Origin of the sequence: Acetobacter sacchari (assembly GCF_017377715.1) — a bacterium.
GTDB lineage: Bacteria > Pseudomonadota > Alphaproteobacteria > Acetobacterales > Acetobacteraceae > Acetobacter > Acetobacter sacchari.
In genome coordinates, this window is the sequence record NZ_JAFVMF010000013.1 from 31016 (window position 1) to 53389 (window position 22374).

Here is a 22374-nt window from a genome sequence, read left to right on the forward strand (position 1 = left end):
ATCGGCACCGTGGGGACGATCGCCGCGCACGTTGCACCCTATAGACAGCGATCCGGTCTTACCGGCCTGAAAGCGTAGAATTACAAAATGCGTCACCAGACCGCCGCACCCGATGCGCAGCAGGAACCGGACCTCAACGCGTTGGCCCAGTCGGTCGCCCGGCTATTGCCCTGCGACGCCACGATTATCGTTGCGCGCGGACGCTCCCGCGTTCCCCAACCATCCATCGTCGCAGCCGCCAACGCGTCAGGCGTCGATCTGCCCCGAATCATGACTGCGATCGAAGCGGCCTCTGGCGCAGATGGCGCGAACATCGACGCGACGTCAGGGGTTTTCGACACGCCGGAAGGCGAATTCCACACATGGCTGGTCAAATCTCTTGATGAGGGCGCGAAAGACGGACCGCTTCTGATCTGTCTCAACCGCACCGCCAGACCATTTCCAGAACGGACGCTGACGCGCCTCGCTTCCATGGGCGACGTCATGTCGGGGGATGCCTCCCCTAAACGTGAAACAGGCCAACCACCCACGGGAATAGTCGCCCTCACGCATTATCTGGATGCGCGGATGGCGGGCGCAGGTCTCTCTCCGACTTCTCCGATCGCCCTGCTTCGCCTTGACCTCGGGCGCGTCGGCCCTATCAACGATACTGATGGCTGGCCGAAATCGGACATGCTGATCAATCGCGCCAGCGCAATTCTTGCCGAAGCGGCGCCTGATCCATGCTTTACCGTCCACCTCGGCGGCGGCAGTTTCGCGATCATCCTGCCTCTGAAGCACGACATCAACGAGGCCGCCCGCCTTGCCGGAGAGATCGTGGAAAAACTGAGCGCCCAGTCTGAAACCCAGACCCTCGGTTTCCCGTTCGACCCGTACATCGGCTGGGCGGTTTATCCTTTCGACGCGCCTGAAGCGGACACACTGATAGGGTTCGCCAACGCCGCCCTCGCCCGTATCCGCGGCATGCATGCAGGGCCGCGCGTAAACCGTATCGCTCCGGAAATCGCACGTTTCCACGCAGAGCAGATCGGTATGGAAAATGATCTGCGGCAGGCTATCGATACCGGAAGCTTCACTCTCAACTGGCTTCCCGTGCTGGAGACGAGCACCCAGGCAGTCGTCGCGTTTGAGGCGCTCGTGCGTTGGAACAGGCCCGGACACGGGCCGATAGATCCTGCGGCCTTTCTTCTTTGCGCTGAGAATGCAGGACTTATCGAAGAAATAGACCGCTGGGTACTACGTGAGGCCTGCGCTCAGGCCAACGCGTGGGAAACTGCGCTCGGCGTCAGCATCAACGTCTCGCCGTCGTGGCTCGAAACAGAGCGGGTCGCCTCCACGATCTCTGATGCGGTGCACCGCGCTGGGCTTGACCCCGCACGGCTTCAGATCGAACTCTCCGAACGCAGTCGCTTTGGCCCCCCTGACAGCGCACGCAAGGAACTTGCACGCATCCGCGCCATGGGGGTCAGGCTGGTTCTGGATGATTTCGGCACCGGCATTGGAGCTTTGGAGCGACTGACCAACTACCCGTTCGATCAGGTGAAGCTTGACCGAATGTTCATTACGCGACTGGGCAGCGACAGCAGGGTAGAAACTGTCCTGCGATCAATGCTGCACATGATCCATTCTCTGAACATGACGTGCTGCGCAGAAGGCGTCGAGACTGAGGAACAGCTCGGCTTTCTCGACGCCCACGGATGCGAGGAAATTCAGGGGTATCTGATCGGCCGCCCAACCATCGAATTGCCGATTTCTCGCTCGGTCTGACAAAAGAAATCCGACCGCGACGCCCTTCGCGGTCGGGCGCCGTTTTTCAGCCGCGTCAGGGCGATCTAAGGCGGCCTGGCATTCAAACCGCCTCTATATTTTCAGAATTTCGCCGAAACCATAAGCGAACCGTAGTTGAAGAGCCCGCTTCGCGCCGTCTTGAACTGCTGCGTCTGCCAGACCTGACTGTACGAAACACGCAAGCCGTAAAACATGACGGCCAAGCCAGCGTGAATTTCACCCACGTCCCACTTCTTCGCCACGTGCGGCGAATTGCTACGCATCGTATTGCCCTGCAGTGAGGCGTCATACCCGACCGCGTCGCCGCTTACGCCACCGAAAGCGTACCACGCAAACGGCCGAGTCGCCTTGTAGGCGTCGGTGCCGTCCGTGCCCGGACTGATTGTAGGCGTACCGAAGTCGCTATCGAGGCCCTGACCGATTCGCAACGTATCGGCCAGCTCGCCGACGATACGGTAATCACCCACGGCGGCGTTGACGTTCGGCAGCATGTCGAACGAGATGCCGTTCCTGCCGCCAATCGTCGCCAGTGGCAGACGCCAGATACGACCGCCCTGTACCTGAAAGATCGGTTGATTGGCGAGCTGATGGCTCCAGCCGAGATTTTTCGTGTCGCCAATCGCGCTGTGGAAGCCGTTCTGCAACTGTCTGCCCAACCCGGCAGGCCCCATCACGCCGAACTGGATGCCAAACGTGCTCCGTGACAGGTCCGTATCGTTGATGAGGTTGATCGTGCCCAGCAACAGGCTGGAATACGGCCGATCACGTGTAGAAGGCGTTGCGATCTGCGTGTCGTGAGGCGTGAAGATAAGCTGCTGCACACCCATGCTGATCCGCTGCATCCCCTCGCCCAGAATAGCGCGGTTCACTGCTGCAAACGGCGCAGGCAGATCGTCCGTGCCGGACGTCCAGTTCAGACGCAGACCGCTGGTGTAGTACTGATCAGACGTGCCCTTCAGCGTCGAGACAGCGTCGTTTTCGCCTTGAAGCGTCCACGTGCCCTGCTTGTCCTGAAGCGGCGTCGCGCCTGCATGGGAAATCGTCAGCAGGCCAGAGGCTAGCGTCCCGAAGGCGGCGGTGAGGCGCCAGCGATAGCCGCCTGCTTCTTTTTTCCTGTCCTGCCGCATCGGGCTCGTGCTCCGTCTCTACGCCGCGTCGAAGGTCGTCCCGGCTCTGCATCGCCGTCATTACGGCAATTATGGGGGCTTAGAAAGTAGCGTATCGAACCGCCGGAAGGTCTCACGCCGAAATTCCACCGCCGCAATCTCTGTCTTCAGAGCGCGCAGATTGCAAGAAATTCACCTTCCCACCGGACCTTCCCGGCAAAAAGGCAGTAGCTTTTTGCCGTGACCTTATGCTTTGGTGTGCAGGCCCGAAGCCTGCCTATTCAATTGAGGTTCCGGGCGCCGGACCGCACGGCCCTGAGGTCATGCAAGTCGCGACGGCAGTCTGCACGCAGACCGCCTCTCTCGATCCGGAATTATTTCACAAGGCGACTTCTATCGCCAAGCCAGACCTCGGGATCAAGACCGTTGAGAAGTAACAGGACCGACCGCAGCTCCCGCTCTCCCCGCCGCGGCGGATATGATGACGATTTCATGAGCTCGCCCCCGTCGTACGGGGATCGCGGCAACAGCTCTCCCTATGGTGGCGCTGGCGGTGGTGGCGGTGGTGGCGGATACGCTCCGCGCCGTCCTTCCAGCCCGCAGGTAATTCCCTCCGGCCCCGAAATCGACGCCACCGTCAAGTGGTTCAACGGCGAGAAGGGCTTCGGCTTTGTCGAGCTGTCCGATGGTTCGGGAGACGTTTTCCTGCACGCCAACGCCCTTTCGCAGGCTGGCCATGACAGCGTCAGCCCCGGCGCGACGCTGAGCGTTCGCATCGGGCAGGGCCCGAAGGGTCGCCAGGTTGCGGAAGTGATCTCGGTTGACGAGAGCACGGCCCAGCCCGAACGTCCCCGCAGCCCGGCTGGCGGCGGTTTCGGCGCTCCGCGCAGCGCTGGCTTCGGTGGCGGCCGCGCCCCGCGTCCGGCTCCGGACCTGTCCTCCGCTGAGGACATCCGTGGCATCGTCAAGTGGTATAACGCCACGAAGGGCTTCGGCTTCATCACTCCGGAATCCGGCGGCAAGGACATTTTCGTCCACGCTTCCGCTCTTGAGCGCTCAGGCATCGCCAGCCTCAACGAAGGCCAGGCCACCAACGTGAAGGTTGTGCAGGGCCAGAAGGGTCCTGAAGCAGCAGCCGTTTCGGTCGACTGAGGATCGGAGCGCGCCCTCCCTGCGGGGGCGCATTCCACTTCATGCAAAAAGCCCCGCGCTCCATATGGAGCGCGGGGCTTTTTCATATCCGACGAACAGACAGACTAACTGACGTCAGATCAATATTCCTTGCCTTTGCTCCGTATCAGGCGCGCCTTGTCTCGTTGCCAGTCACGATCCGCAATCGCCCGGCGTTTGTCGACGTTCTTGCGTCCCTCGCCCAATCCCAGCGTAAGCTTGGCCAAGCCGCGATCGTTGAAGTGGATGTCGAGCGGCACCAAAGACGCGCCATCGCGCGCCACGGCGCCGAGCAGGTGGTTGAGCTGCTTTTTGTTCAGCAGCAGCTTACGCGGCGCCCGGCTGTCGAAGCGCGACAACACGCCCCCCTGATACTCAGGGATGAAACAGTTCAGCAGCCATAGCTCGCCATTACGCTCGACCGCATACGCCTCGGTGATCGTCGCGCGCCCCAACCGCAGGCTTTTGACTTCTGGTCCTTTCAGGACCAGCCCAGCCTCAAAGGTCTCCAAAATGGTGTAGTTGAAGCGGCCCTTGCGGTTCTGCGCGGCAATGCCATGCGAGATCATGCCGCTCTTTTTTTTGGACGTCGCCATTATCGGTCGAGCAGCCCGACCTCGACGAGCGCCGCCCTCACCGTCGTGCGCGCCGCCTCTGACAAAGGCGCGAGCGGCAGGCGGCAGGTCTCGCCCGCCAACCCAAGGAGCGATGCGGCGTATTTTGCAGGTGCCGGGTTACTCTCGCAGAACAGAGCGTCGTGTAGCGGCAACAGACGGTCTTGGAGCTCCTGCGCCTCGGACGCTCTGCCCTCACGCCACGCTTTTTGCACGCGGGCGCACAGGGCGGGCGCGATGTTGGAGGTCACGCTGATGCACCCGTCTCCTCCGGCGGCGAGGAAGGACACCGCAGTTCCGTCTTCTCCGGAAAGCTGATTGAAGCGCTTGTTGCGTATCGCCCGTCGCACCTGAAGGGGACGCAGCAGATTGGCCGTCGCATCCTTCACGCCGATGATATTGGCGTTCGCCGCAAGACGCGCCATCGTTTCGACGCTGATATCCACCACCGAACGGCCGGGGATATTATAAAGAACGACGGGAATCTGCGCCGCATCGGCGATCGCCGAGAAATGTCGGTAGAGTCCTTCCTGCGTCGGCTTGTTGTAGTACGGCGTCACGACCAACGCAGCCGAGGCGCCGGCGGCCTGCGCATGCTTCGCGAGATCGATCGCCTCGGCCGTGCTGTTGGAGCCAGCGCCCGCGATGACCGGCACGCGTCCCGCAGAAATGCGGACGGTCCGCTCGACAATATCGTGATGCTCTTCATGCGACAGGGTAGGACTCTCCCCTGTCGTTCCCACTGGAACCAAACCGTCGCTTCCCTCTGCGATCTGCCATTCGACGAACCTGTCGAACGCGGCGAGATCGAGGGAACCGTCGAGGTTCATGGGGGTAATCAGGGCCGTAAACGACCCTTGAAACATGATGTCTGTCATTGGTCTTCTTCTTGCGTTCAGGCTGGACGGCGCCAGCCGTCGCATTGAATGACTTTGGCCCTCTCAGGCCGCTACGTTGCGCGCTTCGAACCGAAAGGGGGACTGAGGATATACGCCCAGTATCCGAAAGCGCTCGGCGAAGAACTCCAGTTCCGCGAGCGCCCGTTTAAGCCCCGGATCGTCGGGTTTTCCTTCAACGTCCAGCAGAAACTGCGTCGCAGCGAAGGAGCCGCCAGTCATGTAGCTTTCAAGGCGGGTCATATTGACGCCGTTCGTGGCGAAACCGCCGAGTACCTTGTAGAGCGCGCCGGGAACGTTTCGCACTCCGAAAAGCACGGTGGTCATCATCGCCGCCGCAGACGGCGCCGCCTGCGGATCGCGAGACGTCACGTAGAAGCGGGTGGTGTTGTGTGCGGCGTCCTCGACATTGCGACGCAGGATAGTCAGCCCGTTCAGCTCGGCCGCAAGTTCAGAAGCGACGGCGACTTCCTCCGGTCGCCCCCACTGCGCCACAAGCTCAGCAGCGCCCGCAGTATCGAATTCGACGACGGGCGTCAGTCCCAACTCCTGCACCAACCCCCTGATCTGCCCCAGGGCGACCGTATGCGTGTGAACCCGCTTCGCCTGCTCGATCCGCGCGCCAGGCACGCCGATCAGGCAATGCTCCACACGCTGGAAGTGCTCTCCCACGATATGCAGCCCGGAATCGGGCAGCAGGGCGTGGATATCGGGCACCCGCCCGGCCAGGCTGTTCTCGCAGGCAAGCATGCCCAGCGCGGCGCGTCCATCATTCACCGCGGCGATGGCGTCGGCGAAGGTTTCGCAAGGCAGCGTCATCCATCCTGGATACGCCTTACGACATGCGAGGTCGGAGTAAGCGCCGGGTCGCCCCTGAAATGCGATCGTGTGGGATGCCCCGGTCGTCATGCACTTACTCTTTCAATCATGCGCCTCGCGCGGGCGAGGTCGTCGGGCGTATCCACCCCAAACGGAGCCACAGGGATGCGCGCGCATCCGATCGCCATCCCGGCCTCCAGCGCGCGCAACTGCTCCAGTTTTTCACGCCGCTCCAGAACGGACTCCGGCAAAGCGACGAAGCGTTCGAGCGCATCGCGGCGCCAGGCGTAAACGCCGACATGATGCCACAGCGGCCCGGCGCCCCAGGGTATGGTCACGCGGGAAAAATAGAGTGCGCGCGCCGCCGCAGTATCATCGTCGGAAAAGGCGCAGGCGACTTTTACGACGGAGTCCGCAGCGGCTTCTTCTGCAGTGTGAATCGGCGCGACGAGCGTTCCAATGGATATGGCGTCGTCGGACAGCGGCGCCAGCACCGTGCGAAGCGATTGAGGATCAAGCCCCGGCAAATCGCCCTGCAGATTGACGACGACTTGATGCCGACGTTCGGGATCCAGAATTTCCGCTGCGGCATGCGCCCGGTCCGAGCCCGACGGCAATTCGGGGTCGGTCAGCACGACCTCTCCCCCGGCTTCGCGCACGCGGACGGCGATTTCTTCATCCGCCGCCGCCACTACGACACGCCCGACGCCAGACGCGATAGCGCGCTCGAGCACATGGAGAATCATCGGCCGACCGCCAATATCCGCCAACGGCTTGCCGGGAAGTCGGGTTGAGGCCATGCGGGCCGGAATCACTATAAGAGGCGACATCATCGACGGAACGGAACCCGGAAGCACGCACGACGGCGAAAGCGCCGCCGACCGCTTCACATGAAGCGGCGCGCACTCTAGAAAAGACGGCTGATCGACGCAACCACGGTCTGGCGCCGCCCTGCCCCGCGCCTTTGCGCGACGACCGCCCCAGGGTGAGCATGGATTTTTCGACCTTGAACCGCATCGCCACGGCGATCCTCATCACGTGCGTGGCGGCCGCCACCGCATGGCTGTGCGGGTCATGGGCCATACCATATGCGCCACCTCCACGACCGGCGTTCGAAATCCCGGAGAAAACAGACGACGACGCCCTGCCTCGCCCGATCAGCGTGGCTCATGGCGCAATTCTGGCCGCGCGTATCTGCTCGACCTGTCATGAACTCTCGCCGGACGGCCATGACGCCGTCGGCCCCGCTCTGGCCGGCATCATCGGGCGCGGAGTGGCAAGCCGGGCGGGATATTCCTACTCCGCCGCCCTGAGCGCACATCACGGTGAAACCTGGGACGACGCGCGGCTCGACGTGTGGCTCAGCAATCCCTTCTCCTTTGCTCCCGGCACGCGAATGTCACTGTCCGGAGTGCCCGACCCCAATGATCGCGCCGACATCATCGCGTGGCTCAAAACTCTCCACCCCGCCCCGACGCCGTGACGCCGCGCTTACGGACGTGGCCAGACCTGCAACAGGATCGCTCATGACGCTTCACGATCTCGACCGCCTCATCGAAACAGCCCATGCGCTTGCCGATGTCGCTGGCGCCGTCATCCGCCCCTATTTCCGCGCTCCGATCGCGACGCTCGACAAGGCGGACGATAGTCCCGTCACCGTCGCTGATCGCATGGCGGAGCGGGTGATGCGCGCGATGCTTGCCGAACGTCACCCCGATCACGCGGTTCTCGGCGAGGAGTTTGGTCTGCAGAGCGGAACCAGCGGCTACCGCTGGACTCTGGATCCTATAGACGGGACACGCGCCTTCATCACCGGCCGCCCCAGCTTCGGCACGCTGATCGCGTTGATGCATGAAGGGGAACCGCTGATCGGAATCATCGACCAACCTGTGACAGGTGAACGCTGGACAGGCGTAACCGGCCGCCAGACGCTGTTTCGAAAGAACGCGTCCGACGTCGGGCGGACGATTTCCGCTCGCGCCTGCGCAACGCTGGCTGACGCTGATCTTTCCTGCACCTCTCCCGAAATGCTGGATCTCGCTCCTCGACCGGGATGGAACGGGTTGAAGAAGCAGGCCAAGCGCGCAAGCTGGGGCGGCGATTGCTACAGTTACGGTCTGCTGGCGATGGGGCATATCGACGTCATCGCTGAATGCGCGATGAAACCGTGGGATTGGGCCGCGCTGATCCCGGTGGTTGAAGGCGCCGGGGGACGGGTGACCGATTGGAACGGCGCGCCGCTCTCGGACGCCGGAGACGGCACAGTGCTCGCCGTCGGCGACGCGACGTTGCTCGACTCGGCGGTCGAGAGCCTCCGGGCCTGAACCGCGCGCCGAACGCAACCCTGACGTAATCGCCATGATTTCCAGGGCGCACTGAAACGTGCTATGGCGGCGGCCCCGCCGCTTCCCGTCATCCCGACGGCCGCCACGCGCCGGACGGATATGCGCGATGAAGGCTTAGCGGTCGCCTTCGCGCCAACGCCGCCCGCCAGACGGATCGTGGCCCGGATTTGCGCAACTGCCGCGAGCTAACCGAATGAATTCTCAACTGTCCCTCTCCAAGGACAAGATTCGCATTCTCCTTCTCGAAGGCGTGCATGACAGCGCCGTGGCGCTGCTGAAAACCAGCGGCTACGAGAACGTCGTCCGCCACAAGGGCGCGCTTGAGGGCGAAGCGCTGCAACGCGCTCTTGAAGGCGTGCATCTCGTCGGCATCCGTTCGCGCACGCAGCTCACACGTGAAGTCATCGACGCGGCGGACCGTCTGATCGCCATCGGCTGCTTCTGCATCGGCACCAATCAGGTCGACCTGAAAGCCGCGCAGGAAAGGGGCATCCCCGTGTTCAACGCCCCGTTCAGCAACACCCGCTCCGTCGCCGAACTGGTGATGGGCGAGATCGTGATGCTGATGCGCCGCATCTTCCCCCGATCGGTCGGCTGCCACGACGGGCAGTGGGACAAATCCGCGACCAACAGTTGGGAAGTGCGCGGCAAAACCCTTGGCATTGTCGGTTATGGATCGATCGGCTCGCAGCTCTCGGTGCTGGCTGAAGCGTTCGGCATGCGCGTCATCTATTACGACGTGATCGACAAGCTCGGTCATGGCAACGCCTCTCCCGCCAACTCCCTTGAGGCGATGCTGGCGGAAAGCGACGTGGTCAGCCTTCATGTTCCGCAGCTTCCCGGCACGGCGAACATGATCGGCGCTGAGCAGATTCGTGCGATGAAGCCGGGCTCCTTCCTGATCAACAATGCGCGCGGCAACGTCGTCGACCTCGACGCCGCAGCCGACGCGCTGAAATCCGGACATCTGCTCGGCGCCGCCATCGACGTGTTCCCCAAGGAGCCGAAAGCTGCGGGCGAGCGTTTCGTATCCCCGCTGCAGGGGATCGATAACGTCATTCTCTCCCCGCACATCGGCGGCTCCACCGCCGAGGCGCAGGAACGGATCGGCGTCGAAGTCGCTCGCAAGTTCGTCGATTACTCCGACATCGGCTCCACGCTGGGCGCTGTGAATTTCCCGAGCGTGCAGCTACCGCAGAGCCCGCGCGGCACGCGCTTCATGCATGTCCATCACAACGTTCCGGGCATCCTGTCGCGCATCAACGAGATTTTCTCTCGCGAAGGCTGCAACATCACGGCGCAGTATCTTCAGACGGACGGCGAGCTGGGCTACGTCGTGGTCGAGGCCAACACGGGCGGCGATCACGACAAGGACCATCGCCTGCTCGATCAGTTGCGCGAGCTGGATGGCTCCATTCGCGCTCGCCTGCTCTACCAGGGCCGCTGACTGACGCCGTAACCGAGGTCTCGTCCGGTTCATGATCAACGCCCGGGTCCGTAGTTTCGCTTTCTCGGGCATAGAGGCCGCTCCGGTCTGGGTTGAAGTCCAGATCGCAAGCGGCCTTCCTGCGTTTCTCATCGTCGGCCTGCCTGACAAGGCCGTCGGCGAAGCGCGGGAACGCGTGCGCGCCGCCCTGACGTCCATGGGACTGGCGCTGCCGCCAAAACGGATTCTCATCAATCTCGTCCCAGCCGATCTTCTGAAGGAAGGATCGCATTTCGATCTTCCCATCGCGCTCGCCGTGCTGGCGGCGATGGAAGTCCTGCCCATAGAGGAACTCGGGCGTTACGCCGTGCTTGGCGAGTTGTCGCTCGATGGCGGCTTGAACAGGGTCGCCGGCGTCCTGTCCGCCTCGATATCGGCCGCCGCGCTGAAACTTGGGCTGGTCTGCCCTGCCGCACAGGCGACAGAGGCAGTTTTCGGCGGCGATATCGATATTCTGGCCGCGCCTGATCTTGTGTCGCTGGTGAACCATTTTCGTGGTGTGCAGGTTCTCTCCCAGCCTGCTTTCCCCTCACTGACAAACGAAGCGCCGATCGGTCCTGACCTTGCCGAGGTGAAGGGCATGGCCGTCGCCCGGCGGGCGCTGGAAATCGCCGCTGCGGGCGGTCATTCGATGTTGATGTCCGGGCCGCCCGGCTCCGGCAAGTCGATGCTCGCGTCTCGCCTGCCCGGATTGCTGCCGCCTCTTTCGAAGGAAGAGACGCTTGAGGTCACCCGCATCTACAGCGCCGCGGGGCTGCTGACGGATGGATGTCCTCTGTTACGGCCGCCGTTTCGCGACCCGCACCATTCCGCCACGCAGCCTGCGCTGATCGGCGGCGGCGCCCGCGCGAAGCCCGGCGAGGTCAGTCTGGCGCATCGAGGCGTTCTGTTTCTGGATGAGTTGCCGGAATTCTCCCGGCAGGCGCTCGAATCCCTGCGTCAACCGCTGGAGTTGGGTCGAACGACCATCGCCCGCGCCGCCGCGCACGTCACATACCCGGCACGGTTTCAGTTGATCGCCGCTATGAACCCGTGTCGCTGCGGATATCTGGGCGACACGTCACGCGAATGCCGCAAGGCGCCGCGCTGCGGGGAAGATTACCTCTCCCGCCTGTCGGGGCCGCTGCTGGACCGCATCGATCTTTGGGTCGACGTGCAACCGTTGAGCCCCCTCCACCTCATGCAAGCACCGTCCGGGGAGTCCTCCGAAGCTGTCGCGGCCCGCGTCGTTACCGCTCGAACGCGCCAAAATGACCGAGCCGGCGGTCTTCGCAATGCTGAGGTATCGACTCAAGATTTCGAGCTCTCACCTGAGGCGAAAAACATTCTGGAGAACGCTGCGCGAAAACTACGTCTCTCAGCACGCGGCTTTACACGCCTGCTGCGCGTCGCCCGCACCATAGCGGATCTCGACGACCGCGACTTAATCGAAGCGCGACACGTCACGGAGGCGATCGGCCTCAGACCGAGGCATGCATCGCTGCTGTGACCATGTGGACGGAATGCACTATCTCGAACGTCAATCTGAGCACCGCAGTCCTCCAGTGAGCGTTTTCGCGTCACGACGTTTTACCATCACACCCATATGTCTTGGGGCGCTCCCCGGGAATTGAAACGGCGCGCCTCAGAGAGACGTCTCGCACGTAACTACGGTGTTGCATGTTAGCGAGCACTGAAGCCAAAGAGGCGACACCTATCAGCGCAAATACAAATATTTCAAGATTTTTACAGAAAATACTTGATGACACCGAATGTCGAAACTTGCCTCTCCCCCTTCTTTACGTCAAAAAAAAACACGGAAAACTCTCGAGAGGAAACGATGATAAAAGCCATTGGCGCCCTTGTGCTGATCTCCTTGGCCGCGTGCTCCACACCGACGCCGCAAGCAGAAAAAGTGACGACGAAATCACCTCTGTATGTTGGTTACGATGGACACTCATCAAACGGGCCGGAAGACGACGCTGCCCAAGGACCAAACGGAGCGATCTCGCCTGTTCAATAGCTCCACCAAGCCACCCCACGCATCTGAAGGAACAATCGGTCGGAGGCTGTGTCGCTTTTCAGTTGCGGGGGAAGATAGGATCGTTCAATCCCGCCCCTCGTTATTGGCGGCGGGATGGCTGCGATATCGCACAGCTGGCGCAATTCGCTCCTCGACGTAGCGATCGACTTCAGACGCGGCACATATCTGCACAACAAAATTATATATAAAAACCAATAAATTAAAATCACAGGAAAGCTGCTGTTACCTCGCGTCGCCTGAGCGTAAAAAAAATCGGCACCCTAAAAAAATTGCGATTTGGCGACATTCATTGATCAAGATCAAATTCAATTCGTAATTTCGCTGATACCAGAAGAACAGGACAGTGGATGAATTTGGATTATAGTCATGTGGTTTTACATTCTTGGTCTGATGCTGGTGAATATTTTCCTTGGCATGGAAGGAGCATGGCTTACCGCTTTGTCTCTCAACATTGCAGGACAGGTAGCTGTCGCGATCTTCATTGGTCGCAGTTGCCGCGAGGACTATACTTCTTCCTGAAGTTTTTCCCACGACCTTACGGTAGGAGGACTTTTCCTCTTGTCGTAAGGCAAGGTGTACCTTTTATAAAATTTACGCACAAATTCGGTATTTTTATTTAAATATAACAAAAATTTTTCTCAAAAATTCATCGCATATTGGAGCGATCTGACCAATTACCACCGTCATGCGACCCAGACATCAAACTATCTGGCGTCATCCCCACCAAGCAAGAAATAAATACGAATCTTTATTCACAAAAAAATCGATAAACAAAATTATTTATAAATTAAAATAAAACATTACGTGACACCCACACCAATTTAAATCATATATTTAAATATTCATAGATAATGACAAACTCTAACGGCCCCGCCTTCTCATCATGGGCAACCAGAAAAGATAGAAAATCCAATTAACGCCATGCGCAGGACAAAGCCGCCTGGCGAACGTCTCGCCCAAATGCCACAACTGCGATTACGATTGTGACCACCGGTTCAGCTTGCATTTTACACGCCATAATGCGCATAGCGTTCGAAGTGTTCTTAATTCAGGCAGAAACCCGTCAATGAGCAAAGACCCCGATTTTTTAACGGATGTCGGCTGGACCGAGCAATCGCCCGAAGATGCGGAAGCCGATAGCAGAGCCAACGCCATAGAACAGGCCGAAGGCATTGGCGAAGAACCTACGGGAAGCACGTCAGTTTTGCGAACTCTCGTGCTTCCTGTTCTCCTGGGAGGTATTTTTCTTATTTTCGCATTCTGGGCGGGCTTCGCCTGGTTGGGCATGTTGTAATTGCCACCCGTAAAGCATGTCCGCACGCCTTCCCTCTGACGCTAAACATAGTCAGAGCCGCCCACTTCCACCGTAGGGCCAGCGTCTCCTGGAGCGCCAGCGAAGGATCAAAATCATACCGACCTGACCAAGTAAACCACCCATAAGCAAGCATGATCCGGCGACAAGTCCGAGTTCAGACACAGGCTGCGGTCCGCATCTCGTTGACGAGGGCGTCGAGCGCCTCGCCGTTTGGTGAGACGCCATCAACGCACATCCAGTTCTGTCGAGAAACCAGCCCGTAAGCCTCATCGCAGAACTGTCGCATGAACGCGTGAGACATGCGCTTCTGTTCGCCCCACGTATTCAGATAGAGCCAGTCCGCGTCGTAACCATGCAGCCAAACGCAATGCCCGCCCGCAATCGCATTGTTACGATCAGGCGTGTAATCCCAATCACCGCACCCGACGACACAAGCCCATTCCGGAAGCGACAGCCCGATATAAAGACCGCCCAAAAATGCAATCGATCGCTGTGCGCCTGCGACATCCTGTGGATTCACGAACCCATAAGCCGTCAGATAGTCCCGCGTCTGTCCAGGCCGCTCATACCCCTCCACACGCCAGCGCTCGAGCACGTCAACTTCCACAGCGCCCCGATCAGTTGACGGAATATCGGGGTTAAATCCAGACTCTGCGCCGTAATTGTCCATTACCTGAGATTCGCTCAGCAAAACCGGCGCCTGCGCCGCCCCGGTCCATGTTCGGATCGCGCTTGCGACGCCAACCTGCGTACAACACCCGTAGCGGTCATTCGCCCACATTGGCCACGATACGTCCGTGGCCCAGTTCGCGGACAGCGGCGGAACTGGCAACGCCGCTGCAAGAGGCTCCGCCATGCGAAAAGTGCGCAAATCATGGCGAGCCGGAAGTTTACCTAGTTTTCTTGTGATCATAGTCCATTTTCTTTTTGTGAAAGTATATTGTCTGCACTGTAATTTTCTGGCAAAGACGTTCGATCCGGATATTTCAGACAATCTCGCACGAGCGGCGCGCAGGCCGCGTGCGCACCAAACAGCAGCGACGACGTGCCGACATAATGCAGGCTCGCGATCCGTCCCCCGCGAACACGCGCTGTCATGCGGCATGATTCTTGCGCGCTCGCCGTCACAGACGGTTTCAGCAGATCACCGAGCAAAGGCACTGAGCCAGTTACGGACGGGGTCGTGATTGTCACCGGAGCGAAAGTCAAAACCCAGTCGTCGTGTCCCACACGCATCCTCTCCGCAGGCTGTCCGGCGCAGGAAACGAGATCTGGCAGGCTGACACCCACAAGGTCGCGCCTGGCCTGCCCCGGAAGCTCTGAACAGGATGAAAGAAGGATAAAAAAAGCGCTTGTCAAAGCATAGGTTCGGCTCTCGCCCGAACGACGCCGTCTACGCTCGGCGCCTAAACGCCCGTCATGGGCCGAGGGCAATGCTTCCGCATCTCGCAGTTGGAGGACTGCGCGGGCAGGCACGCTGCCAGCCCCAACTTACAGTGCGACGCCAAGCACATGAAGCGCCTGCGCCTCACTCATTGGCGTCGCACCCGCAGAGGCGCCGGATAGCAACGCGCGAAACAGCGCGATAACTGTCTCAAGCGCGTTCAGCGCTGTCGTGGCGTCATTTCGCACCGCCGTTGACAGAGCCGAACCGGCCCCCTGAATCGCGGCGTCGATCGAACTCGCTACTGTCGAAAGGTCTGAGAGCAGGCTGTCGACACGCGTTTTCCAGTTCGTGTCGTCATAGGTGATCGTTACAGTCGCGCCCGCCGCCGAGCTAAACGCCGTCAATGCGGCGACCAGAGCCGTCTCCGCCACCTCGATCGTCGGCAGATAGGGCGTCAACGACGCCACGCCAGCAGCGAGTCCTACAATCGTCGCAGCGCCATTCAGGCCCGCCTGACCATAAGCCTGCAGCTTGGCTACATTCAGAGTAATGGCGGTAACGCCGCCGGTGGCCGTGACGGTGCAGGCCGCCGCAGTCAACGCAACTCCTACAAACGCAGAATTACGCAGAAATGAGCGGCGAGAAAAATTGGACACGGAATGCTCTCCACGAAGAAAGCCGCCCGGAGAGAGCGGCTTGGTTCGCAAGAGTATCTGTCTCGAAAGCCCGTATTCGGCTGACGTGGCGTGCCGCGGCTTGGAGCGTGCTATCCGCCCTGTTCCGGATTACCGTGCACTATGAAAGACAAGAGGGTAACCGCGAGGAAACTGGTCGGCGTAGGCCAGCGCGCCAGTTACGGCGTTGCGCGGCGGAAGCGGATGATACTGCGCGTGAGTTTATCGGGCATCCAGTTCGGCATCTTCCGCCAAGGCGTCACCACGTCCGCATGATCACGGCCATCCAGAACAACCTGACGACGCTGTTCGGTTCCTACCCAGTCGGGAGTCCACGCGGTCTCGACGCTGGTGATCCAGCAGTTACCCTCAATGCGATACCGCCCGATATAGGCCACGAGGGTCTTCATAAGCTGAGCCCGCCCCGCGTCGGTGTTGGAGAACTCGCGCCCGCTTCCCTCCAGATTGAAGGCGACCCAACCGCTGTCGGTGAAGATGACGCGGCCGCGCGGTGAAGCCCCCATGGCGTCGATCGTGCGGAGAGTGTCCTTCTCTTCCACCTTGTAGGACACGAGCTCCCACGTTCCGATCAGTCTGCTCCGAAGTTCTTCGCCTTCACACACCAGCTCATCACTCAAAATCGACATGCCATCACCTCGACACAGCCCTCTCCGGGCAGTCGTCGTCAACCGCACCGGAAGCTTCATCACAATCTGTTGTAGTAGGTCCTTTAATGCTCCCGTTGATTGCGCTCGAGTAGTGCTTTTTTGGGAAAAAAACTATTTACAAAAATGCAAAAATAAACCCGAAATGCGCTCCAGGGAGAAGTGTCCATCATGGCGGATGACCAGACAGGGGATCTGCGGTTCTTCATATCGCTCATCGAGGCAGGGAGCCTGACCGCAGCGGCGCGTAGTCTCGGCAGTTCGCCCGCAGCTATATCGCGTCATCTCGCGCGACTGGAAAAGCGTCTCGGCAGCACATTGGTGATCCGCAACACAAGACATTTTGCGCCGAGCGAGACTGGTCGGGTCTATTATGAAAACGCTCTGGGTATCGTTGCCGAGATAGATCAGCTTGAAAGCGAAATTGCCGCCGCGGCGCATGCGCCAAGAGGCTCTTTGAACGTCGGCGCTCCCGTCGAAATCGGTCGCTATCAAATAGCTCCCTTCATCGAAGCATTCAGCCTGAAGCACCCCCAGATCAATATCAGCCTCGCCGTCGCCGCCGAAGGCCTCCACAATTTCAGCGACTGCCTGGACGTGATCCTGCGCCTCGGGATGCCAGACGAAGCCGGCGCAGTCGTCACGCGACTGGCCTCCACCACGCGCGTACTGTGCGCATCCCCATCCTATCTCGCCCGCCGCGGAGTTCCTGCCACCCCCAAAGACCTACTCGACCACGATTGCCTCTGCCTCGTCCGCAACAAAACAATGACATTGTTAAATAAATGGGTGATAGGCGATGAGATGGATACCGATGTAATTTCTGTAAAACCACGACTTTCAACAACAAGCGCAGAAATACTTCACGACTGGATTCTATCTGGCCAAGGAATCGGCTACAAACTTCTCTGCGACGTCCATAAAGACCTCGAAAATGGTCGACTCATACGCGTTCTGCCGAATATGAGAGGCGAGACTATTGACCTCTACGCTGTGCAACCGACAAGACAGCATGCGCGAGCCAGCGTTCAGGCTTTCTTACGAGAACTCAAACCTCACATTCAAAACCTCGGATTTTTCTATTTGTAATTTCCAAAATATAAATCTAAATATATTAAATTTTTCTCTATTTTTCTAATATATAAAATATACAATAGATAACTACATCGATGAAAAACCCCAAATTTCTGACAGTTACTACAGAATCTTGCGGAGCTCATCCTCCCCACCACGACCAGTTCTCGCCATGAACCAAAAAGCATCCGCGTCCACCAACCATCCGCAGCTATCGTAAAGACTGAGCCGCCAGATTCAGGTAGTCACGCTCTCAAATAAATTCTTCACAGGCGTTAAGTCCGCGTCGACGATTTTGTTTGCAAATGACGACGCGGAATTCAGTGGCCGTGCAGCCGTCAGTTAATGCTGCCCCAAGCCCGGAGCAGCCAACAGAAGTCCTGCATTGTTCTCCCGTTACGGGTGCGCCAAAGCGCCAGCCACTACTGCCGAGATTACCCCGGTCGCAACGGCTGTCAGCAGGAATGAATTCCCGTCGTGAACCCAGCGGTACCCGTAAGGCGGCGCATAGAGGCCCGGATAACCGCGCCAATCGTTCACCCATGGAGAACCGCCGTAATAACGCATTCCTGATCGCCACATCGGAGGGCGCATAGGGGCTGGCGGTGGCGCACGGAACCGGCCCGGACCTCCGCCATGCCGCAAATGGTTAGGGCCGGGGCCGGGGCCGCGACCTGAACCGTGCCAGCCACCCGGAGCGGGCTGAGCCTGCCCCTGAACCGGCAACGTCACACACAATGCGACCATAGTAACGACGGCAGCTATCGATCTCACTACGACCTCCAAAAAATGCCACAGACCCGCAATAGCGCAACAATATGGAGAAATGCTGGCAGACGAGCCTTGAGAGCGCTTAATCAGGCCAGCGTTCGCCGATCCGACTATGCGCCGCCAATCACACCCGCGCGATCAGATCAGTCATAGCTTTCAAATCTATTTCGCATAACATATATACGGAAATGCGTCCCGTCCCAACCGGACGCAACTTCCGCAAGCATCCCGTGAAAGCGCCGAGGACTCCTGTGATGAGCCTCGACGCCTTCTGCGCGCGCCAATGGCGTGATGAGGCTAGCTTCGGCCACTCAACAGAAATCGATCAAGTTCTTCGTCCCTACGAAGTTCAGAGACCTGAAGGCCGGGAAAGGGTTTTACGCCCGCCACCCGAGCCAGTGCGTCGAGCCCTACTGCGTTGCATCCGTATTGCCCAACGTTGCGGCACACGATGACAGACACCGCGTGTCTTCCGGGCGCATAGACGGCCTTCCAGACTGACGAAGGGACGCGAATACGATCGGCGCCGACGACGCCAAGCGGCTCGCGAAAGGCAGGGCCGGTAACGACATAAGCCGCGCCCTCCCGCTTCACGATACGTCGCACGTTTCGCTCGATTTCGTTCCAATGCCCCGAATTCAGAACGATCGCCTGAGGCACAATATTCGACAGGGCGAATGTTTCTTCCCGACCCGATCTCGTCGTGGCGTCGCCCGACGGGGCCAGATGCCCCATGGACCAACCTGAACGCTTATAATCGGATCGTGTCGAGCGAACGGATCGCGGCAGCCTCATATCCTCATGAAAACGTCCCCGCCCCTTCAGATTTTCTCCCTGAATGACGCCTGCTCTTGTAAGCCGCTCTGCACTCCAGGCTGGCTCCCGATCTTCTGCAGAGTAACCGCTGGCAAACTCCGCAGAGCAGAGGAGAATCAGTTGCCGATCAGATTGCGGCCCCCTCCTCGCTGCGAAATGCTCAGGGCATGCTGCGAAAACCGCCACCGGCAGCATCGCTGCAATCGCGGCGACCAACGGCGCGGTCGCGCCAGGAAAGCACCGATGAGTCGACTTTGACGCGACGACGCACGCAAGTCGTAGAAGGCTCAGGATCACGCCGCGTTGCACAAATGTTCTTTGCAATTCACCTACGAGAAAGCGTCCTTACCCCTGCCCCCAAAACTTCACGAGCGCGAAGAGCGAAACAGAGCCCATTCCTCAATGATCCGGCCATCCGGGAGGTGGCAATACCCGGTCTGACCATCAGGCTCTTTTCTGATCTCCAGCGCTCCGCGTTGCTTATGGCAATACACCGACGCTGGATTCGCCATGCCTACCGCCGACGGATGCTGCGCGGCGCCGCATCCCGCGATGCCGCACGCCACCGCTGCAGCACAAAACAAACGCTTCATGAAAAAAATTATCCAAAACAGAGAGCGCTGAAGACACACATCCTAAGGCCGAGGGCAATTCTTGATCGGCGACGTCAACAAACTCCAGAAAACGCTTCCTGAAAAACAGCGAAAACAATCTTGCTCGTTTGCTGACGCGGCATTCGAGTTGCGGCCATCAACCCGCATCCTCCTGTTTATACGGTGAGAATTCACGCAAGGCCTCCGCTTCCCCAATCATCGCCATGCGCTCATGATCAAGAAATTCGGCTACCGCGTTTCGCAATCCCTGATTTTCTATCCAGTGTGCCGAATGCGTAAAACTTGGAACATAACCGCGCTGAATCTTGTGATCACCCTGAGCGCCCGCCTCGACGCGCGAAATCCCATTTTCTATAGCGAACTCTATCGCTCTGTAATAGCACAATTCAAAATGCAAAAACGGCCACTCGCCGACGCATCCCCAATTCCGCCCATAAAGCGCGTCGCGCCCCAACAGGTTCAACGCCCCGGCGACGGGCTTGCCGTCATGATCGGCGATCATAAGCACCACGCTGTCGCCCAAACGGGCCGACAGCAAAGAGAAAAATTCGCGCGTCAAATACGCGCTGCCCCATTTTCGATCGATGGTCGATTGGTAGAACTCGAAAAATGCATCCCATAGAGCTTCAGAGATGTCGCCGCCGCGAACCGCGCGAAACGTAAGGCCACACGCATTTGCATCCCGCCGCTCCCGCTTCAGAACCTTTCGTTTTCGCGACGCCAAACGTGAAAGGAAATCGTCGAAGCACGCGTAACCGTCATTATGCCAATGATACTGCACGCCCAACCGCTGCAGCCAACCGCGCTTGCCCAATGCGTCATAATCCTGCTCCGTGCAGAACGTCACGTGGCAAGAGGAAAGCTCCAACTCTCTACATACCTGCGCGAGACCATCCGCCAACGCGTCTCGTGCGGACGATGCGCCCCCCGGAGCCAAGAGTTCAGGTCGGACCAGCAAACGCGGCCCTGGAACTGGAGAAAACGGCGATGCCACCTGCAGCTTAGGATAATACGCTCCTCCGGCTGCCTCAAACGCACGGGCCCAACCATGGTCAAACACATATTCGCCGTATGAATGCGCCTTGAGATATGTCGGAGCCACCGCGACCAGACACCCCTGTCCATCGTGCAGAGCCGCATGACGGGGCAGCCATCCAGTGCGTGGCGTCGCTGAACCGCTGTCTTCAATCGCCGACAGGAAAGCATGGCTGACGAAGGGATTATCGTCGCCCGCACAGGCGTCCCACGCCTCCGGAGAAAGCCCCCGAATAGAATCGTGAAGCGTGAGCGCCCACGCCGTCATCAGACGATCTCGAACATGCCCTCGACCTCGACCGGAGCGTCGAGCGGAAGGGAAGGCACCCCGACGGTCGAACGCGCATGACGGCCGACATCACCGAACACTGCGACGGCGAGATCCGACGCGCCATTCATCACAGCCGCATGCGCGGTGAAGTCCGGCGTGCAGGAGATAAATCCGCCCAAACGCACGACCTTCGTGACCTTCGACAGATCGCCCACGGCCGCCTGCAACTGAGCGGCAAGATTGATGAAGCAGAATTTCGCGGCCTCGACGCCAGTTTCGATCGACACTTCCCCGCCAAGCTTGCCAGTCGCCAGCAACTTGCCATCCTTGAGTGGTAGCTGGCCGGAAATCACGATCAGCGAACCCGAACGCGTCCAGGACACGTAGTTGGCGACAGGCGTCGCGGGCGTGGGCAGAACGATCCCCAACGCGGCAAGACGAGAAGAGGGAGTTTCAGACATTGAACGATCCTTCATATTCGGAGCCGCACCTTGCGGCCTCACCCCGACATTGACCCGGCGCCCGGCAGCCAGGGCTCCGCCAGACGGGCGCTTCCAACGCCACAGACGAAATCAGCCGATCAGCGCGCCCAGAGGACCGCCGCCGAGCAGATGCGCGTGATAATGCGGGACTTCCTGCCCCGAGTTCGGCCCCACGTTCATGATCACGCGATAACCGTCCTCCTCAAGCCCCAGTTCGCGCGCGATCGAGCCCAGAGCTCGATTGAAGCCGACGATTTCCTCTCCTGAGGCTTTCGCGCTGAAATCCGCGAATGAGACGTATGCGCCCTTCGGGATCACCAGGATATGCGAAGGCGCTTTCGGTCCAATATCGTGAAACGCCAGAACCCAGTCATCCTCATAAACCTTGTTGCAAGGGATTTCCCCTCGCAGGATTTTTGCAAAAATGTTCTGGGGATCGTAAGGCCCGATACCGCTTACCGCCATCCTGTCTTCCTCCATACGCAAAAACTGTCCGCCGCGGCGTCAACGCCGATCAGGATTTGACGGGAACGCGGGACGCCTTTTCCTCGATTCCACTCGTGCCCTCGCGACGCGCCAACTCGGCCCATACTTCCGCCGGGGTCACGCCCGCATCCACCCACATGACGATCAGATGGTAGAGAACATCCGCACTCTCTCCGATCATCTCATGGGAGCGTCCAGCAACAGCCTCAATAAGACACTCGACCGCTTCCTCGCCGAACTTCTGCGCGATCTTGCGCGTGCCGCGCGACAGAAGACGCGCAGAATGGCTGATCGCGGGGTCCGTATCGCGGCGGCTCGTCACCACGTCGAAAAGACGATCCAGAACGCTCGCGTCGATCGCCGAATCGGGCGCAATTCGGACATCCGAAGACTGCGACGTGTTTTTTCCAACACGCGCCTTGGTTTTGGCCTTCCCCTTGCCTCGCCCCTTGGCGAGAGCCGTCGCCACGCGCGCCTTAAGTGACCCGGTCGCAGGCGCGGCCTCAATCGAGACGGCGTCAACACCGGCGCTCCGGC

The 22374-nt window shown here is 59.7% G+C and carries 24 protein-coding genes; 9 read left to right on the forward strand and 15 right to left on the reverse strand.

All coding sequences use genetic code 11. The annotated features are described in order from the left end of the window. Positions 1–87: 87 nt before the first annotated feature. Positions 88–1767: a putative bifunctional diguanylate cyclase/phosphodiesterase gene (locus J2D73_RS12695; protein ID WP_207881914.1), complete on the forward strand. Its 1680-nt coding sequence runs from the start codon at positions 88–90 to the stop codon at positions 1765–1767. Positions 1768–1868: 101 nt separating this feature from the next. On the opposite strand, the gene J2D73_RS12700 is transcribed toward J2D73_RS12695, so the two are convergent. Then, entirely contained in the window at positions 1869–2915 is a 1047-nt protein-coding gene (locus tag J2D73_RS12700) for a lipid A deacylase LpxR family protein (RefSeq protein WP_207881915.1), read from the reverse strand. 405 nt (positions 2916–3320) lie between these two features. Here J2D73_RS12700 and J2D73_RS21040 point away from each other — a divergent pair, with 405 nt between their 5' ends. Continuing rightward, complete coding sequence (locus tag J2D73_RS21040) at positions 3321–4046, forward strand: cold-shock protein (protein WP_086643707.1); 726 nt, start codon at positions 3321–3323, stop codon at positions 4044–4046. Between the two features lie 119 nt (positions 4047–4165). Here the strand turns inward: J2D73_RS21040 and smpB are convergent, their stop codons facing one another. The 4 genes from smpB to J2D73_RS12725 all read right to left on the reverse strand — a co-directional run bounded on the left by smpB (position 4166) and on the right by J2D73_RS12725 (position 7223). Further along, positions 4166–4660 (reverse strand): SsrA-binding protein SmpB, encoded by a 495-nt coding sequence (smpB, locus tag J2D73_RS12710; RefSeq protein WP_086643708.1) that lies wholly within the window; start codon positions 4658–4660, stop codon positions 4166–4168. Continuing rightward, positions 4660–5556 (reverse strand): 4-hydroxy-tetrahydrodipicolinate synthase, encoded by an 897-nt coding sequence (gene dapA, locus J2D73_RS12715; RefSeq protein ID WP_207881916.1) that lies wholly within the window; start codon positions 5554–5556, stop codon positions 4660–4662. Before dapA ends, smpB begins: the two co-directional genes overlap by 1 nt. Positions 5557–5619: 63 nt before the next feature. Next, positions 5620–6483, reverse strand: a complete 864-nt coding sequence (locus J2D73_RS12720; protein WP_086643710.1) for a prephenate dehydratase — start codon at positions 6481–6483, stop codon at positions 5620–5622. Next, positions 6480–7223 carry a 3-deoxy-manno-octulosonate cytidylyltransferase gene (locus J2D73_RS12725; protein WP_207881989.1) on the reverse strand — a complete coding sequence of 248 codons (744 nt, stop codon included), beginning with the start codon at positions 7221–7223 and terminating at the stop codon, positions 6480–6482. Before J2D73_RS12725 ends, J2D73_RS12720 begins: the two co-directional genes overlap by 4 nt. Positions 7224–7384: 161 nt before the next feature. Between J2D73_RS12725 and J2D73_RS12730 the strand changes: the two genes are divergently transcribed. The 6 genes from J2D73_RS12730 (at position 7385) to J2D73_RS12755 (ending at position 13541) form a co-directional block, all read left to right on the forward strand. After that, positions 7385–7876 (forward strand): c-type cytochrome, encoded by a 492-nt coding sequence (locus J2D73_RS12730; RefSeq protein ID WP_207881917.1) that lies wholly within the window; start codon positions 7385–7387, stop codon positions 7874–7876. A 43-nt stretch (positions 7877–7919) separates the two neighbouring features. Further along, a complete protein-coding gene (gene hisN / locus J2D73_RS12735; protein WP_207881918.1) occupies positions 7920–8717 on the forward strand; it encodes a histidinol-phosphatase in 798 nt (265 codons plus the stop codon). Positions 8718–8931: 214 nt separating this feature from the next. Then, a complete protein-coding gene (gene serA, locus J2D73_RS12740) occupies positions 8932–10185 on the forward strand; it encodes a phosphoglycerate dehydrogenase (protein WP_207881919.1) in 1254 nt (417 codons plus the stop codon). Between the two features lie 31 nt (positions 10186–10216). Beyond that, on the forward strand, positions 10217–11713 hold the full coding sequence (locus J2D73_RS12745; protein ID WP_207881920.1) for a YifB family Mg chelatase-like AAA ATPase: 1497 nt from the start codon (positions 10217–10219) through the stop codon (positions 11711–11713). Positions 11714–12613: 900 nt separating this feature from the next. Beyond that, positions 12614–12766 (forward strand): hypothetical protein, encoded by a 153-nt coding sequence (locus J2D73_RS12750; RefSeq protein WP_207881921.1) that lies wholly within the window; start codon positions 12614–12616, stop codon positions 12764–12766. 547 nt (positions 12767–13313) lie between these two features. After that, complete coding sequence (locus tag J2D73_RS12755; protein ID WP_207881922.1) at positions 13314–13541, forward strand: hypothetical protein; 228 nt, start codon at positions 13314–13316, stop codon at positions 13539–13541. 175 nt (positions 13542–13716) lie between these two features. Here the strand turns inward: J2D73_RS12755 and J2D73_RS12760 are convergent, their stop codons facing one another. From J2D73_RS12760 to J2D73_RS12770, 3 genes are all read right to left on the reverse strand, one after another. Then, a complete protein-coding gene (locus tag J2D73_RS12760; protein WP_207881923.1) occupies positions 13717–14475 on the reverse strand; it encodes a C1 family peptidase in 759 nt (252 codons plus the stop codon). A gap of 578 nt (positions 14476–15053) precedes the next feature. After that, entirely contained in the window at positions 15054–15605 is a 552-nt protein-coding gene (locus J2D73_RS12765) for a hypothetical protein (protein WP_207881924.1), read from the reverse strand. 197 nt (positions 15606–15802) lie between these two features. Continuing rightward, entirely contained in the window at positions 15803–16270 is a 468-nt protein-coding gene (locus J2D73_RS12770) for a lipocalin-like domain-containing protein (RefSeq protein ID WP_233140515.1), read from the reverse strand. A 189-nt stretch (positions 16271–16459) separates the two neighbouring features. Here J2D73_RS12770 and J2D73_RS12775 point away from each other — a divergent pair, with 189 nt between their 5' ends. Beyond that, the gene (locus J2D73_RS12775; protein WP_207881925.1) at positions 16460–17377 is read left to right on the forward strand and encodes a LysR family transcriptional regulator; all 918 of its coding nucleotides are present in this window, start codon (positions 16460–16462) and stop codon (positions 17375–17377) included. Between the two features lie 381 nt (positions 17378–17758). Here the strand turns inward: J2D73_RS12775 and J2D73_RS12780 are convergent, their stop codons facing one another. From J2D73_RS12780 to J2D73_RS21445, 7 genes are all read right to left on the reverse strand, one after another. Continuing rightward, the gene (locus J2D73_RS12780) at positions 17759–18136 is read right to left on the reverse strand and encodes an RcnB family protein (RefSeq protein ID WP_341535089.1); all 378 of its coding nucleotides are present in this window, start codon (positions 18134–18136) and stop codon (positions 17759–17761) included. A gap of 294 nt (positions 18137–18430) precedes the next feature. Further along, complete coding sequence (locus J2D73_RS12785) at positions 18431–19258, reverse strand: DNA/RNA non-specific endonuclease (protein ID WP_341535090.1); 828 nt, start codon at positions 19256–19258, stop codon at positions 18431–18433. A gap of 56 nt (positions 19259–19314) precedes the next feature. After that, positions 19315–19542 (reverse strand): putative hemolysin, encoded by a 228-nt coding sequence (locus J2D73_RS12790; RefSeq protein ID WP_207881926.1) that lies wholly within the window; start codon positions 19540–19542, stop codon positions 19315–19317. Positions 19543–19699: 157 nt separating this feature from the next. After that, positions 19700–20866: a GNAT family N-acetyltransferase gene (locus J2D73_RS12795; protein ID WP_207881927.1), complete on the reverse strand. Its 1167-nt coding sequence runs from the start codon at positions 20864–20866 to the stop codon at positions 19700–19702. After that, positions 20866–21330: a RidA family protein gene (locus J2D73_RS12800; protein WP_207881928.1), complete on the reverse strand. Its 465-nt coding sequence runs from the start codon at positions 21328–21330 to the stop codon at positions 20866–20868. Before J2D73_RS12800 ends, J2D73_RS12795 begins: the two co-directional genes overlap by 1 nt. 111 nt (positions 21331–21441) lie before the next feature. Next, positions 21442–21816: a histidine triad nucleotide-binding protein gene (locus tag J2D73_RS12805; protein ID WP_207881929.1), complete on the reverse strand. Its 375-nt coding sequence runs from the start codon at positions 21814–21816 to the stop codon at positions 21442–21444. A 49-nt stretch (positions 21817–21865) separates the two neighbouring features. After that, complete coding sequence (locus J2D73_RS21445; protein WP_084440601.1) at positions 21866–22213, reverse strand: phosphoribosyl-ATP diphosphatase; 348 nt, start codon at positions 22211–22213, stop codon at positions 21866–21868. Positions 22214–22374: the final 161 nt, after the last annotated feature.